Below are 14,490 nucleotides of genomic sequence, written 5' to 3' on the forward strand. Positions count from 1 at the left end.
GGGCCTCCGCGCGCGGGGCGCTCTACACCGAGGCCGCGCGGTCCTCCGCGCCGCCCCCGCAGGCGATGGCGGGCCTCCCCGACCTCTCCCGGCTCGCCGAGGCGGCCATCCCGGCGGTGGTCGGCGTGGTGACGCTCCAGCCCGACCCGCCGCAGCAGGGCGGCGACGACGGCCTGCGCGAGCTGTTCGACAAGCTGCACGACGGGCCGCGCCGGGGGATCGGGTCGGGGTTCGTGATCCAGCGCGACGGCTGGGTGCTCACGAACGCCCACGTGGTGGAGGGCGCCGACCGCGTCGAGGTGGACCTGGGGGGCGGCGTCCCGCGGCTGCCGGCGCGCGTGGTGGGGCTCGACGGAGAGTCGGACGTGGCGCTGCTCAAGGTGGAGACGCCGCGGCCGCTCCCGGTGGTGCCGCTGGGCGACTCCGACCGGATCACCGTGGCCGAGTGGGTGATGGTGATCGGCAGCCCGTTCGGCCTCGACCACTCGGTCACGCTCGGCATCATCAGCCACACCGGCCGCAACGACATCTCGCCGGTGGGCCGCCCGGGCACCTACGACTTCATCCAGACCGACGCGTCCATCAACCCGGGCAACTCCGGCGGCCCGCTGCTCAACCTGCGCGGCGAGGTGGTCGGGATCGCCACCGCGGTGAACGCCACCGGGCAGGGCATCGGCTTCGCCATCCCCATCAACATGGCCAAGGAGATCGTGGGGCAGCTCCGCGATCGCGGCCGGGTGGTGCGGAGCTGGCTGGGCGTGTCGGTGCGCGAGCTCACCCCGCAGCAGGGCGTCCCGCCCGGCGGGGTGGAGATCACCGAGGTGGCGGCCGGCGGCCCGGCCGCCACGGCGGGGCTGCGCGTGGGCGACGTGATCACGTCGATCCAGGGGCACGTGGTGCACACCCCCTCGCGCCTGCGCTGGTACGTCTCGACCGCCGGCGTGGGGCGCGAGGTGGAGCTGCGCCTGCGGCGCGCCGGCAGCCCGGAGCGGACGCAGAAGGTGCTGCTCGCCGAGGTGCCGGTGCACGAGCAGGCGCGGGCCGAGGCGCGGCAGGTGCTGGGCGAGTGATCCGGGCCGGCCGCGGCCCCCGCGCTGTTGCGCTCCGGCCGCGGGTCTGGTAACCACCGCCCCTCTATGGCCGAGACGACCACCAAGACCAAGAAGAAGGCCCCCGCCCCGAAGGGCGGCGGCAAGAAGAGCTGCACCATCGCCGGCTGCAAGCGCGCGTACCGTGCGAAGGGCCTCTGCTTCTTCCACTACAAGAAGTTCCGCCGCGGCGAGCTCGAGGCGAAGCCGGCCCGCTGGGTGGCCTGCTCCAAGCCGGAGTGCAAGAAGAAGGTGTTCCAGCACGGCCTGTGCGAGGAGCACTTCACCGCCTGGAAGAAGTCGCGGAAGAAGAACCAGGGCGCCGAGGCGGCTCCCGCGGCCTAGGCCGTCCCGCCGCCCCGCGGCGGCAGCCGCAGCGCGCGGTCGAGCGATCGCAGCGCCCCGAGGAGCAGCTCCACCTCGCGCTGCGTGGGGTCGGCGCGCGCGAGCAGCCGCCGGAAGTCCGCCAGGATGTGCTCCGGGTTCTGCGGGTTCAGGTACCCCGCGGCGCCGAGGACCGCCTGCGCGCGCGCCCAGAGCGCCTCCACGGTCTCGATGCGGGCCGGCGCGTCGCCGCCGCGGCCGGGCGGCGCCTCCGCGGGCGCCGCGCCGGGCGGCGGCGCCGCGCGCGCCACCTCGTACGCGATCACCGCCACGGCCTGCGCCAGGTTCATCGAGTCGTAGGCGGCGGCCGTCGGGATGGTGCAGACGGCCTGGCACAGCTCCAGCTCGGCGTCGGAGAGCCCGCGGCGCTCCTCCCCGAACACCACCGCCACCTCCCCCTGCGCCGAGCGCCGGACCAGCTCGGCCGCCAGGCCGCGCGGCTCGAGCCAGGGCCGCCCCTCCACCGCGCGGGAGGTCGTCCCGCACACCCAGGTGGCGGGCCCGATGGCCGAGCGGAGGTCGTCGTGGATCTCGGCCCGGTCGAGCAGGTCCGAGGCCTTCCGGGCCATGCGCCGGGCCCGGGCGAGCACGTCGTCGCGGGCGGTGGCCGCGCCCGTTCCGGGGGTCCGCGGCGGCCCGCCCCAGGCCGCCGGGGCCACCACCACGAGGCGGGACAGGCCGAAGTTCTTCATCGCCCGGGCGGCGGCGCCGACGTTGTCGGCGCTCTGCGGCCGGTGGAGCACGAGGCGGATTTTTCCCGGGTGCATGTGCGCCCGCCACGTATAACATCCCGCCCATGATCCCCGACGACAAGCTGCGGGCCCAGCTCCCGCACACGCTCCGGCAGCTCGACCTCCCCGGTCTCGGCGAGCTGTACCGGGGGAAGGTCCGCGACAACTACAGCCGCGGCGACCGGATCGTCATGGTCACGACCGACCGGATCTCCGCGTTCGACCACGTGCTCGGCACCATCCCGTTCAAGGGCGAGGTGCTGTCGCGGCTCACCGCGTTCTGGTTCGACAAGGTGAAGGACATCGCGCCGACGCACATCGTCGAGGTGCCGGATCCGAGCGTGATGGTGGTGAAGCGCGCCAAGGCGCTGCCCATCGAGATCGTCATCCGCGGCTACATCACCGGCTCGCTCTGGCGCGACTACCAGGCCGGCAAGGCCGACTACGGCATCGCCTGGCCGGCCGGGCTGCGCAAGGACCAGCGCTTCGACGAGCCCATCATCACGCCCTCGACCAAGGCCGAGTACGGCAAGCACGACGAGCCCATCGGCGAGGACGAGCTCCTGAAGCAGGGGCTGGTGGCGCCGGACGTCTGGAAGGAGGCCACCGCCGTGGCGCGGCGGCTGTTCCAGCGCGGCCAGGAGTGGGCGCGGACCCGCGGCCTCATCCTCGTGGACACCAAGTACGAGATGGGCATCGCCGACGGCAAGCTGGTCGTCATCGACGAGATCCACACGCCCGACAGCTCGCGCTACTGGGTGGCCGACGGCTACGAGGCGCGCTTCGCGCGGGGCGAGGACCAGGAGATGCTGGACAAGGAGAACATCCGGCAGTGGCTCATCAAGGAGCACGGGTTCTCCGGGCACGGCACCCCGCCCCCGCTCACCGACGACGTGCGGGTGATGCTGGCGCGGAAGTACATCGAGGTCTTCGAGAAGCTCACCGGCGAGACGTTCGCGTCCGAGGTGGGTTCGGTCGCCGCCCGCATCGAGCGGAACCTCCGCGCGACGGGTCACCTCGCCTGAGGCTCGCCGGGGCTCCGGCGGCCGATCCCCCGGCCGCCCGCGCCCACCCTGCACCCCGATTGCCCGGGCCGCGCGCGCGGCACCCGCCGGCGCGGCGGGCTATGTGGCGCTCCGATGCGCGCAGGGCTCCAGGGCCGGGCGCAGGCGCCCCTCCCCCACGCCCCCACGGCGGGCCACCCGTCGCGGACGGCGCAGCTCCAGGCCATCACCGCCGCGCTGTCTCGCGCCGTCACGCGCGGTGACGTGGCGCGCGCGCTGGTCGAGCGGACGCTCGACGCCATGGCCGCGCAGGAGGGCGCGCTGTGGCTGGTGGAGCGCGCCGGCGGGGTGGCGCGCCTCGTCCACGCGGCCGGCCTGCCGGAGGGCGATCGGGCGCGCCTGGAGCTCCTGCCGCTGGAGCGCGGCGCGGGGCCGGTGGCGGCGAGCATGGTGGCCGGCGAGGCGCACTTCCTGAACAGCCGCCGCGAGCTGGCCGAGCGCTTCCCGCGCGCCGCGCGGCTGGAGCGGCTCCCGGACCTGGCGCTGGCGGCGGTGCCGCTCGAGGCGGAGGGGCGCTGCCTCGGCGCGCTCGCGCTCGTGTTCCACGCGCGGCGGCACTTCGACGAGGAGGAGCGGATCTTCCTGGCGGTGCTGGCGCGGGTGGCGGCGCAGGCGCTGGCGCGGGCGCGGCTGTACGAGTCGGAGCGGGCCGCGCGCGCGGAGGCGGAGGGCGCGCACCGGCGGGCGGCGTTCCTGGGCGAGGCGAGCGCGCTGCTCGCGTCGTCGCTCGACTGGGAGGAGACGCTCGCCTCGGTGGCGCGGCTGGCGGTGGCGGGCGTGGCCGACTGGTGCTGGGTGGAGCTGCCCGAGGGGCTCGCCGGCGGCGCGCCGCCGGTGGTGGAGGCCCACGTGGACCCGGCGCGCGCCGAGCTGTCCGCCGCCTGGCGCCGGCGCTTCCCGCCCGGACCGGACGCGCCCTCCGGCGCGCCCGCGGTGATGCGGACCGGGCGCTCCGAGCTGTACCCGGAGCTGCCCGCCTCCCTGCTCGAGGGCGGCGGGCGCGACGCCGAGGCGCTCGCCGCCGACCGCGCGCTCGAGACCTGCTCGGCGATGGTGGTGCCGCTGTCGGCCCGCGGCCGCACGCTCGGGACCATCACCCTCGTGGCCAGCCGCGCCGACCGCCGCTACGGCCCGGAGGACCTCGCCATGGCGGAGGAGCTGGGCCGCCGCGCCGGCGTGGCCATGGACAACGCGCGGCTCTACGACGAGGCGCAGCGGGCCATCCGCGCCCGCGACGACGTCCTCGCCATCGTCTCGCACGACCTGAAGAACCCGCTCGAGGCGATCTACCTCTCCTCGGCGCTGCTGCTCCGCACCGGCGCCGCGCCCCGCCTGCGGCGGCACGCCGAGACCATCCAGCGCTCGGCCGCCCGGATGGACCGGCTCATCCGCGAGCTGCTCGACCTGTCCAGCATCGAGGCCGGCCGGCTGGTGGTGGAGCCCCGGCCCGAGCCGCTCGACGCGGTGCTGGAGGAGGCGCTGGCCGGGCTCTCGCCGCTGGCCCTGGAGCGCGGCGTCGCGCTCGCCGCCGACACCGCCGGCGCCCGCGAGCCCGTGCCGTGCGATCGCGAGCGGATCCTGCAGGTGCTCTCGAACCTGGTGGGGAACGCGCTCCAGTTCACCCCGCGCGGCGGGCACGTCACCGTGCGCGCGGCGCTCGCGCCCGCCGAGGCGCGGGTGGAGGTGCGCGACGACGGGCCCGGCATCGCCCCGGCGCAGCTCCGGCACGTGTTCGACCGCTACTGGAAGAGCGGCTCGCGGCGCGGCAGCGGGCTGGGCCTCTCGATCGCGAAGGGGCTCGTGGAGGCGCACGGCGGGCGCATCGAGGTCGAGAGCCAGCTCGGCGCGGGGAGCACGTTCCGCTTCACGCTGCCGAGGCGCTGAGGCGCGCCGGCCCAGGCCTCGCACGCTCGGGGTTCGACGGGCTCACCCCGAGCGGATCCGAGCATTCCGCTCACCCCGAGCCCGTCGAGGGGTGGGCGGGAGCGGTGCTCAGGCGAGCCGCGCGGCGAGGGCGCGGCGCAGCGGCTCGAGGTCGTCCTCGGGAGGCAGCCAGGCGGTCACCGCCAGCGGCTCGCCCGCGCCGACCGGCAGCAGCACGATGCGCCTGAGGTGGTCGTGCGTGCCCGGGGTGGTGCGCGGGGCGAGCCAGCTCGGGAGCTCGGCGCCGGCGCGCGCCGCGTAGCCCCGCGCCAGCGCCTCGGCGCGGCGGCGGCGCGCGTCCGCCACGGTCTCCACCGCCGCCGTGCCGTACGCGGCCAGCGGGCGCGTCACCGCCGCCGCGAACGGCGCCGCGGGGCGCACCGAGACGATGCCGCCGGCCACGCGCGCCCGGACCGCCCGCCCGCCCAGGATGGCCAGCAGCGCCGCGGCGACCGCCAGCGCGCCGGCCAGCGCCGGGAGCGCGGCGCGGGCCGCCCAGGCGGCGCCGAGCAGCGCGAGCGCGAGCACCGCCAGCGCGCGCGGCCGGGCCAGCCGCGAGGTCACGTCCAGCGCGCCGACCGACTCCTCCAGGCGGAGCATGCGCGGGTCCTCCCCCGGCGCGGCGCGCCTCAGGCCTCGCCGAACACCCGGCGGAAGATGGTGTCCACGTGCTTCAGGTGGTAGTCGAGCGCGAAGCAGGCGTCGACCTCCTCCGCCGTGAGCAGGCGGCTCACGTCGGGGTCGCGCTTCAGCGCGGTCCGGAAGTCCACCTTCTCCTCCCAGACCTTCATCGCGTTCCGCTGCACGAACACGTAGCCCTGCTGGCGGGCCACGCCCTTGCCGACCAGCGCCAGCAGCACGCGCTGCGCCTCGTACAGGCCGCCGGTGAGGTCCAGGTTCTCGCGCATGCGCTCGGGGTAGACGCGCAGGTTCTCGATCATGCCCGCGAACCGGTGCAGCGCGAAGTCGAGCGCGATCGTCGCGTCCGGCCCGATCACCCGCTCCACCGAGGAGTGGCTGATGTCGCGCTCGTGCCAGAGCGCCACGTCCTCCATGGCGGCGAGCGCGTAGCCGCGCAGCAGCCGGGCCAGGCCGGTGAGGTTCTCGGAGAGGATGGGGTTGCGCTTGTGCGGCATGGCCGAGGAGCCCTTCTGGCCGGCCGTGAACGGCTCCTCCGCCTCGCGGACCTCGGTGCGCTGCAGGTGCCGGACCTCGACCGCCTGCTGCTCCAGGGTGGCGCCGCAGAGCGCCAGCGCGGTGAACAGCTCGGCGTGCCGGTCGCGGTTCACCACCTGCGTGGCGGCGCCCTCCCCGCCCTGCAGGCCGACCTTCTCCATCACGAACGCCTCCACCCGCGGGTCCACGTTCGCGAACGTGCCCACCGCGCCGGAGATCTTGCCGACCGCCACCCCGTCCGCGGCGCGGGCCAGCGCGGCGCGGCGGCGCGTCCAGGCGTCGTACCAGCCGGCGAGCTTCAGCCCGAAGGTGATCGGCTCGGCGTGGATGCCGTGGCTCCGGCCCACCATCGGCGTGAGCCGGTGCTCGAACGCGCGCTTGCGCACGGCGGCGAGCACGCGGTCGACCCCGGCGAGCAGCAGCCGGCTCGCGTCGCGGAGCTGCACCGCCAGCGTCGTGTCGAGCACGTCCGACGAGGTCATGCCCTTGTGCAGGTGGCGCGCGGCCGGGCCGCCCTTCTCCTCCACGAAGGTGAGGAAGGCGATCACGTCGTGCTTCACGGTCCGCTCGATCTCGTCGATGCGGGCCACGTCGGCGGCGGAGAACTCGAAGCCGTCGAACGCCTTGCGGAGCGCCTCGAAGTCCTCGGGCGGCACCTCGCCCAGGCGCACCATCGCCTCGCACGCGGCCAGCTCCACGTCGAGCCAGATGCGGAAGCGGTGCTCGGAAGTCCAGATGCGGCCCATGTCGGGCCGGGTGTAGCGCGGGATCATGGCGTCCTCCGTGGGGCTACTGGCCGGTCGAGCCGAAGCCGCCGGCGCCCCGGTCGCTGTCGCTCAGCGCGTCCACCAGCTCGAGCTCGGCCCGGACCACGGGCGCGATCACGAGCTGGGCGATGCGATCGCCGCGGGCGAACGCCACCGGCGCCTGCCCGTGGTTCACCAGGATGACCCCCACCTCGCCGCGGTAGTCGGCGTCGATGGTGCCCGGTGCGTTCACCATGCCGACGCCGTGGCGCGCGGCCAGGCCGGAGCGCGGCCGCACCTGGCCCTCGTGGCCGGGCGGGAGCTCCAGCGCGAGGCCGGTCGGGACCAGCCGCCGCTCGCCGGGGGCGAGCGCGAACGGCTCGTCGGCGCGCAGGTCGAGGCCTGCCGCGCCGGCGCTCTCGTAGCGGGGGAGATCGAGCGGGGGGCCGCGGTTGCCGACGCGGCGGACTCGGACGGTCACGGGCATCGGCGTCCTCGCGGCCCCCGGCGCGTGCCTACTTCGCCGGCTCGCCCTTGGGGGCCTCGGCGCCGCCCTCCGCCTTCTTGGCGGTGTCGGCGAGGGCCTCCTTGCGCGAGAGGCGGATCTTCCCGGAGCGGTCCACCGAGATGACCTTCACCATCACCTCCTCGCCCTCGGAGAGGACGTCGGAGACGCTCTTCACGCGCTTGTCGGAGAGCTCGGAGATGTGGATGAGGCCGTCGGTGCCCGGGAAGATCTCCACGAAGGCGCCGAACTCGGCGATCTTGCGGACCGTGCCCAGGTAGATCCGGCCGACCTCGGCCTCCTGGGTGAGGCCGCGGATCATCTTGATCGCCTCCTCCACCTTGTCCTGGTTCGGCGACGCGATGGAGACCGAGCCGTCGTCCTCGATGTTGATCGAGGTGCCGGTGCGGGCGGTGATGTCCTTGATGGTCTTGCCGCCGGGGCCGATGATGTCCTTGATGCGCTCCGGCCGGATCTTGATGGTCGTGATGCGCGGCGCGTAGGCGCTGATGCTGCCGCGCGGCGCGGAGAGCGCCTTCGCCATCTCGCCCAGGATGTGCTTGCGGCCGTCGGCGGCCTGCGAGAGCGCCTGCTCGAGGATCTCGCGGGTCACGCCGCCGATCTTGATGTCCATCTGGATCGACGTGATGCCCGCGGCGGTGCCGCACACCTTGAAGTCCATGTCGCCGAGGTGGTCCTCGTCCCCGAGGATGTCGGAGAGGATGGCGATCTTCTCGCCCTCCTTGATGAGGCCCATGGCGATCCCGGCCACCGGCGCCTTGATGGGCACGCCGGCGTCCATCAGCGACAGGCAGCCGCCGCACACCGACGCCATCGAGGACGAGCCGTTCGACTCCATGATGTCGGAGACGACGCGGACCGTGTACGGGAACGCGTCCTCGGGCGGCATGACCGCGCGGAGCGCGCGCTCCGCCAGCGCGCCGTGGCCGATCTCGCGGCGGCCAGGGCTGCGCAGGAACTTCACCTCGCCGACGGAGAACGGCGGGAAGTTGTAGTGCAGCATGAACTTCTTGAAGACCATGCCGGTGAGCATCTCGACGCGCTGCTCGTCCTCGGCGGTGCCCAGCGTGGTGGCCACCAGCGCCTGGGTCTCGCCGCGGGTGAAGAGCGAGGAGCCGTGCACGCGCGGGAGCAGCCCCACCTCGCAGGTGATCTTGCGGATGTCGGCCATGCCGCGGCCGCCGATGCGGCGGCGCTCGTCCGTGATCATCTTGCGCATGTACTCGTACTTCACGTCCTCGTAGTAGCCCTTGATCTCCTTCTCGCGGAGGGCGATCGTCGCGAGCTTCGCCGCGTCGCCGGCCGCCTCTTCCTTGAGGGCCTGGAGGAGCTCCTTCTTGATCTCGGAGAGCCGGCCGTAGCGGTCGTGCTTCTCGTTGCGGCCGTAGGCCTCCTTCACCTTCTCCCAGGTGAGCGCCTTCACCTTGGCGCGCAGCTCGACGTCGTTCTTGGGCGGGTCGAAGGCGCGGCGCGGCTTGTTGCCGGTGGCCTCGCGGAGCGCGTCCTGGGCGTCGAGCAGCGGCTGGACCGCGGCCTGCCCGAACAGCAGCGCCTCGATCATCACCGCCTCGGAGACCTCCTGCGCGCCGCCCTCCACCATCACGATGGCGTCGCGGGAGGCCGCCATCACCACGTCGAGGTCGGCCTCGGCGCGCTGGGCCAGCGTCGGGTTCGCGACGAGCTGGCCGCCCACGCGGGCGACGCGCACGCCGGCGATGGGGCCGCCGAACGGGATGTCCGAGATGTGGAGCGCCGCCGACGCGCCGGTGAGCGCGAGCACGTCGGTGTCGTTCTCCTGATCGAAGGAGATCACGGTCGCGATGACCTGCGTCTCGTTCGAGTAGCCCTCGGCGAACAGCGGGCGGCAGGAGCGGTCCACCAGGCGGGAGGTGAGCGTCTCCTTCTCGGTGGGGCGGCCCTCGCGGCGGAAGAAGCTGCCGGGGACGCGGCCCGCGGCGAACAGCTTCTCCTGGTAGTCCACCGTCAGCGGGAAGAAGTCGATGCCTTCCTTCTTCTCCGCGGCGGAGACCGCGGTGACGAGCACGATCGAGTCGCCGAGGCGGACCCAGACCGAGCCGTGCGCCTGCTTCGCGACCTTGCCGGTCTCGAGCAGGATTTCCTTGCCGCCGACGGTGGCGGTCTTCTGGATGGGCGTCATGTGCACCTTCCTCGGGACGCGCCGGCCGCGCTGCGGCCGCGATCGTCCCGCTGGTCCCGCGGGGCCGGTTCGCCCTCGGGCCTTCGAAGGTGCCTCTGTTCCTCACTCCGCCGCCTCTCCGTGGAGAGGCGGCCCAGTCGGAAACGGAAGCGCCCTCGGCGTCCCTCGCGCGGCCCGGTCCTGCGGGCGCGTTCACTTCACACTGCGGCGGCGCCCCCGTTCCCGGAAGCGCCAGCGCCCCGGCCGTTCGACCGGGGCGCCGTCCCGACCCCCGCTACTTGCGGATGCCGAGCTGGTCGATGAGCGTCTTGTATCGACCCTGGTCGATGGTCCGGAGGTAGTCGAGCAGGCGCCGGCGCTGGCCGACCAGCTTCAGCAGGCCGCGGCGGCTGTGGTGGTCCTTCTTGTGCGTCTTGAAGTGCTCGGTGAGGTACGCGATCCGCTCGCTGAGCAGCGCGACCTGCACCTCCGGAGAGCCCGTGTCCTTCTCGTGCCGCTTGTACTTCTGCACGAGCTCCTGCTTCTTGTCCTGGACGAGCGCCATAGCTTCTTCCTTTCGTCGGTTCCGCTCACCGCCGCGGGGGCGAAGGCGCGCGCCTCGGGCCGCAGTGAGCGTCGTGAATGCGCGGTCTTAAGCGATCGCGGCGGGGGAGTCAACGATTCTGGGCGGGGCCCGCCCGGAGGTCGGAGGGGCCCAGGAACACGCGCAGGGTGCGCAGGCGGCCCTCGCCCGGCGCGCACACCGCCAGCAGGCGACCGTCCGGCGCGAGCGCGCGCACCATCCCGGGGGTTCCGGGCGGCCGGGCCACCGGGCGCCCGTGCACGAGATCCCAGGCCTCCCGCTCGCCCAGCCGGATCGCGGCGAGCGTGCCCAGCGCCTCGGCCATGGGCACGACCCGCTCGGCCAGCGCCTCGCGGCCGTGCTCGCGCGCGAGCGCCTCGGCGTCCTCCAGGCCGATGGCGCGCGACAGGTCGAAGCCGCTCGCCATGGTGCGGCGCAGGGCCGCCAGGTGGGCGGGCACGCCGACCGCACGGCCCAGGTCGGCGGCCAGCGTGCGGACGTAGGTGCCCTTCCCGCAGCGCACCGCCACCCGGGCGCGCCGCAGGCCGTCCGGCCCGGGCGCGGCGTCCAGCGCGCCGAGCTCGAGCGCGTGCACGCGCACCCGCCGCGGCGTGCGGTCCACCGTCTCCCCGGCGCGGGCCGCCTCGTGCAGGCGCCGCCCGCCCACCCGGACCGCCGAGTACATCGGGGGGACCTGCTCGATGTCGCCGGTGAGGCCGGCGAGCGCGGCGCGCACCGCGTCCTCGGTCAGCGCCGAGGCGTCGCCGCGCGCGGTCACCTCGCCGTCGGCGTCCTCGGTGCTCGTCGCCGCCCCGAAGGCCACCGTGGCGTCGTAGGCCTTGTCGCCGTCGGAGAGGAACTGCTGCAGCTTCACGCCGTCCTCGAGGCAGACCGCCAGCACGCCGGTGGCGGCCGGGTCGAGCGTGCCGGCGTGCCCGGCCCGCGCGGCGCCGAGCGCGCGCCGGATCCGGCGCACCACCTCGAAGCTGGTGGGGCCGGCGGGCTTGTCCACCACGAGCACGCCCGGGCGCACGCGGCCGCTACTCCTCGGCCTCGTCGTCCGGCGCCGCGCCCGGGGCGGGCTCGACGTCCGCGGCGGGCTCCTGCCCCTGCGTGCGCGCCTCGCGCAGCAGCCGCTCGATGCGGTCGCCGCGCGCCACCGACTCGTCGTAGACGAAGCGCAGGTGCGGGGTGTTGCGCAGCCGCAGCGCCCGCGACACCTCGCGCTGCAGGAAGCCGGCGGCCGCCTGCAGCCCGGCGAAGGTGTCCTTGCGCACGCGCTCGTCGCCGTGGATGGACACGTACACCGTGGCCTCCTTCAGGTCGGGCGACATCTTCGACCCGGTCACGGTCACGAACCCGGTGATGCGCGGGTCCTTCAGGCCGCGCGCCAGCAGCGCGGAGAGCTCGTGCCGGAACTCCTCGGCCACGCGGGCGGGGCGGTTGTGGGTGGTCACGGCTCGTCGTCTCCCTCGTCCTGGTGCTCGTCTTCCTCGCGCGGCCGCGGCCTCGGCCTCGGGAAGCGCGGCTCCTGCTCGCGGGCGCCCTCGTCGCCCCACGACGGCGCGCCCTCGGCCTCCGCCAGCGTGCGCATGGTGCCCTCGCCGATGCCGTCGCCGTAGGGGACGATCTCGATGTCGCGCGCGGTGACCAGGATCTGCCCGCCGTGCATCGAGCCGACGAAGTCGGCCACCTTGTCGAGCACCTCGTTCACGAAGCCGTGATCGTTCCCGACCGCGGCCACGCCCACCACGCTCCGCTGCCACAGGTCGTTCTCGGCGACCTCCGAGATCGACACGTTGAACTTCGCGCGCACCCGGTCCAGGGCGGAGCGGATCAGGTGCCGCTTCGACTTGAGCGAGCCGGGCTCGGGGAGGTGCAGCGTCAGCCTGAGGACTCCGACGAACATGGCGCCTCCGGCGCGTGCCCTGGCCCGGGCGCGGGGCCGGGGCGCGCGGCCGCGGGGGCCGGCGCGATCCCGGCGAGGTGGCGCGGGGCGGCGCCCGGAGGCCCCGCCCCGCGACGCCCTAGTCGAGCGACGGGCGGATCTCCTCGAGCTCGTACACCTCGAGGATATCGCCCTGCTTCACGTCGGAGAAGCCGTCCACGCCGATGCCGCACTCGAAGCCCTGCGCGACCTCGCGGACGTCGTCCTTCACGCGCTTCAGCGAGCCGATCTTCCCGGTGAAGACCACCTTGCGGTCGCGGACCACGCGGACGTGGCCGGTGCGCTTCACCACGCCCTCGGTGACCGCCGAGCCGGCGATCTGGCCCACGCGCGGGATGTTGAAGACCTGGCGGACCTCGGCCTTCCCGAGCGGCTTCTCCTTGATGATCGGCTCGAGCAGGCCGGCCATCTCCTCGCGGATCCGGTCCACCGCCTCGTAGATGATGCCGAACAGGAGGATCTTCACGCCCTGCTGGCTGGCGATGTTCTCGATCTCGCTCTCGGGCTTGGTGTTGAAGCCCACGATCACCGCGTTGCCGGCGGCCGCGGTCAGCACGTCCGACTTGGTGATGGCGCCCACGGCGGACTCGAGGATCTTGACGCCCACCTTCTTGGTGGCCGCCTTCTCCAGCGCCTGGCTGACGGCCTCGGAGGAGCCCTGCACGTCCGCCTTGACCACCAGGTTGAGCACCTTCTGGCCGGAGGCCTTGGACTTCGCGAACAGGTCCTCGAGCGTGGCCTTCTTGACGCCGCCGAGCTCCTTCTGCCGCTGCTTGGTGGCGCGGTGCTGGGCGACCTCCTTGGCCGCCTTCTCGTCCTCGACCACGTCGAACTCGTCGCCCGCGACCGGCACGCCGGAGAGGCCGAGCACCTCGACCGGATAGCCCGGGCCGACGTCGTCCACCTGCTCGCCGCGCTCGTTCATCATGGCGCGGACGCGGCCGAAGTGGACGCCGGTGACCAGCGCGTCGCCGACGCGGAGGGTGCCCTCCTCGACCAGCACGGTGGCGACCGGGCCGCGCCCCTTCTCCAGCTTGGCCTCGATGACGCGGCCGGCGGCGAGCTTGTCCGGGTTCGCCTTCAGCTCGAGCACCTCGGACTGCAGCGCGATGTACTCGAGCAGCTCGGGGATGCCCTGCTTGGTGCGGGCCGACACCGGCAGCATGATGGTCGTGCCGCCCCACTGCTCGGCGACCAGCTCGTACTCGGTGAGCTGCTGCATGACGCGCTCGGGCGAGGCGCCGGGCTTGTCGACCTTGTTGATGGCCACGAGGATCGTGACCCCGGCCGCCTTGGCCGCCTTGATCGACTCGACCGTCTGCGGCATCACGCCGTCGTCCGCGGCCACCACCAGCACCACCAGGTCGGTCACCTGCGCGCCGCGCTGGCGCATCGCGGTGAAGGCCTCGTGGCCGGGGGTGTCGAGGAACGTGATGGGCCCCTGCGGCGTGTTCACCGAGTAGGCGCCGATGTGCTGGGTGATGCCGCCGGCCTCGCCGGCGGCCACGTCGGCCTGGCGGATGGCGTCGAGCAGCGACGTCTTGCCGTGGTCCACGTGGCCCATCACCGTCACCACCGGCGGCCGGATGACGAGCTTCGACTCGTCCACCTCGACCTCGGGGATGAACTCCTCGACCTCGAAGCCCTTCTTCTCGACGGTGTAGCCGTGCTCGAGCGCCAGGATCGCGGCGGTGTCGGCGTCGATCTGCGCGTTGATGGTGACCATCTTCCCCATCTGCATCAGCTTGCGGATGAGGTCGGACGCCTTCACGCCCATCACCTGGGAGAGCTCGGAGACGGAGATCGACTCCTCGATGCGGATGACCTTCTTGTGCTCGGCCTTCTCGGTGATCTGCGTCTTGGCTCCCTTCTTGGTCGGCTTCTTCTTCTTGCCGCGGATCGGGATGTAGGCGCGATCGCTGATGGCGGCCTGGAGCAGCTCCTTGCCGCTCAGGCTCTTGGCCTGCTCCTCGGAGATGGGCCGGCCGGGCTGGCGGCCGCGGCGCTTGTCGCGCGAGACGTCGATGAACTCGCGCTCGCGGCCGAGCGAGCCGGGGACCACCTTGAGCTCGCGGACCTCGCCGAGCGCGCGCGGGCCCGGGGCCACCGGGAACTGCTGGCGCGCGGAGGTGGGCGGCGTCACGCGGCGCACCGGCACGAGCGGCCGCGAGATGACGACGGCCT

Annotated in this window: 14 protein-coding genes; 4 read left to right on the forward strand and 10 right to left on the reverse strand. The window is 74.0% G+C overall.

All coding sequences use genetic code 11. The annotated features are described in order from the left end of the window. Together PSR1_RS14565 and PSR1_RS14570 are read left to right on the forward strand one after the other, a co-directional pair. Positions 1-1,070 (forward strand): S1C family serine protease (locus tag PSR1_RS14565; protein ID WP_059438240.1); only part of this gene is annotated, 1,070 nt, incomplete at its 5' end. Positions 1,071-1,136: 66 nt separating this feature from the next. Beyond that, complete coding sequence (locus PSR1_RS14570) at positions 1,137-1,433, forward strand: hypothetical protein (RefSeq protein WP_059438241.1); 297 nt, start codon at positions 1,137-1,139, stop codon at positions 1,431-1,433. Here PSR1_RS14570 and PSR1_RS14575 read toward each other — a convergent pair. Further along, the gene (locus PSR1_RS14575) at positions 1,430-2,239 is read right to left on the reverse strand and encodes an RNA methyltransferase (protein ID WP_059438242.1); all 810 of its coding nucleotides are present in this window, start codon (positions 2,237-2,239) and stop codon (positions 1,430-1,432) included. The two genes, PSR1_RS14570 and PSR1_RS14575, sit on opposite strands and share 4 nt — an antisense overlap. A gap of 29 nt (positions 2,240-2,268) precedes the next feature. On the opposite strand from PSR1_RS14575, the gene PSR1_RS14580 reads away from it, so the two are divergent. After that, positions 2,269-3,228, forward strand: a complete 960-nt coding sequence (locus PSR1_RS14580) for a phosphoribosylaminoimidazolesuccinocarboxamide synthase (protein ID WP_059438243.1) — start codon at positions 2,269-2,271, stop codon at positions 3,226-3,228. A 114-nt stretch (positions 3,229-3,342) separates the two neighbouring features. Next, positions 3,343-5,151 carry an ATP-binding protein gene (locus PSR1_RS14585; protein WP_059438244.1) on the forward strand — a complete coding sequence of 603 codons (1,809 nt, stop codon included), beginning with the start codon at positions 3,343-3,345 and terminating at the stop codon, positions 5,149-5,151. A 108-nt stretch (positions 5,152-5,259) separates the two neighbouring features. Here PSR1_RS14585 and PSR1_RS14590 read toward each other — a convergent pair whose 3' ends face one another. From PSR1_RS14590 to infB, 9 genes are all read right to left on the reverse strand, one after another. Next, positions 5,260-5,790: a hypothetical protein gene (locus PSR1_RS14590; protein ID WP_059438245.1), complete on the reverse strand. Its 531-nt coding sequence runs from the start codon at positions 5,788-5,790 to the stop codon at positions 5,260-5,262. A 29-nt stretch (positions 5,791-5,819) separates the two neighbouring features. Beyond that, entirely contained in the window at positions 5,820-7,139 is a 1,320-nt protein-coding gene (gene purB, locus PSR1_RS14595) for an adenylosuccinate lyase (protein ID WP_059438246.1), read from the reverse strand. 16 nt (positions 7,140-7,155) lie between these two features. Beyond that, the gene (gene dut, locus PSR1_RS14600; protein ID WP_059438247.1) at positions 7,156-7,599 is read right to left on the reverse strand and encodes a dUTP diphosphatase; all 444 of its coding nucleotides are present in this window, start codon (positions 7,597-7,599) and stop codon (positions 7,156-7,158) included. Positions 7,600-7,627: 28 nt separating this feature from the next. Further along, on the reverse strand, positions 7,628-9,796 hold the full coding sequence (pnp, locus tag PSR1_RS14605) for a polyribonucleotide nucleotidyltransferase (RefSeq protein WP_059438248.1): 2,169 nt from the start codon (positions 9,794-9,796) through the stop codon (positions 7,628-7,630). 274 nt (positions 9,797-10,070) lie between these two features. Further along, positions 10,071-10,340: a 30S ribosomal protein S15 gene (gene rpsO, locus PSR1_RS14610; RefSeq protein WP_059438249.1), complete on the reverse strand. Its 270-nt coding sequence runs from the start codon at positions 10,338-10,340 to the stop codon at positions 10,071-10,073. A 109-nt stretch (positions 10,341-10,449) separates the two neighbouring features. After that, the gene (gene truB / locus PSR1_RS14615; protein ID WP_059438250.1) at positions 10,450-11,391 is read right to left on the reverse strand and encodes a tRNA pseudouridine(55) synthase TruB; all 942 of its coding nucleotides are present in this window, start codon (positions 11,389-11,391) and stop codon (positions 10,450-10,452) included. A 7-nt stretch (positions 11,392-11,398) separates the two neighbouring features. Next, positions 11,399-11,815 (reverse strand): 30S ribosome-binding factor RbfA, encoded by a 417-nt coding sequence (gene rbfA / locus PSR1_RS14620; RefSeq protein WP_011420162.1) that lies wholly within the window; start codon positions 11,813-11,815, stop codon positions 11,399-11,401. Next, positions 11,812-12,267, reverse strand: coding sequence for a DUF503 domain-containing protein (locus PSR1_RS14625; RefSeq protein ID WP_059438251.1), 456 nt, complete (start codon positions 12,265-12,267; stop codon positions 11,812-11,814). The genes rbfA and PSR1_RS14625 overlap by 4 nt, the downstream gene beginning before the upstream one ends. A 118-nt stretch (positions 12,268-12,385) precedes the next feature. After that, the coding region (infB, locus tag PSR1_RS14630; RefSeq protein WP_059438252.1) for a translation initiation factor IF-2 at positions 12,386-14,490 on the reverse strand (2,105 nt) is incomplete at its 5' end.

The organism is Anaeromyxobacter sp. PSR-1 (assembly GCF_000964525.1).
GTDB lineage: Bacteria > Myxococcota > Myxococcia > Myxococcales > Anaeromyxobacteraceae > Anaeromyxobacter.

Excerpts from the sequence above, each read along its gene's own strand:
- PSR1_RS14570 (WP_059438241.1), top strand. The coding sequence starts at position 1,137 with ATGGCCGAGACGACCACCAAGACCAAGAAGAAGGCCCCCGCCCCGAAG.
- PSR1_RS14575 (WP_059438242.1), bottom strand. The coding sequence starts at position 2,239 with ATGCACCCGGGAAAAATCCGCCTCGTGCTCCACCGGCCGCAGAGCGCC.
- PSR1_RS14580 (WP_059438243.1), top strand. The coding sequence starts at position 2,269 with ATGATCCCCGACGACAAGCTGCGGGCCCAGCTCCCGCACACGCTCCGG.
- PSR1_RS14585 (WP_059438244.1), top strand. The coding sequence starts at position 3,343 with ATGCGCGCAGGGCTCCAGGGCCGGGCGCAGGCGCCCCTCCCCCACGCC.
- PSR1_RS14590 (WP_059438245.1), bottom strand. The coding sequence starts at position 5,790 with ATGCTCCGCCTGGAGGAGTCGGTCGGCGCGCTGGACGTGACCTCGCGG.
- purB (WP_059438246.1), bottom strand. The coding sequence starts at position 7,139 with ATGATCCCGCGCTACACCCGGCCCGACATGGGCCGCATCTGGACTTCC.
- dut (WP_059438247.1), bottom strand. The coding sequence starts at position 7,599 with ATGCCCGTGACCGTCCGAGTCCGCCGCGTCGGCAACCGCGGCCCCCCG.
- pnp (WP_059438248.1), bottom strand. The coding sequence starts at position 9,796 with ATGACGCCCATCCAGAAGACCGCCACCGTCGGCGGCAAGGAAATCCTG.
- rpsO (WP_059438249.1), bottom strand. The coding sequence starts at position 10,340 with ATGGCGCTCGTCCAGGACAAGAAGCAGGAGCTCGTGCAGAAGTACAAG.
- PSR1_RS14625 (WP_059438251.1), bottom strand. The coding sequence starts at position 12,267 with ATGTTCGTCGGAGTCCTCAGGCTGACGCTGCACCTCCCCGAGCCCGGC.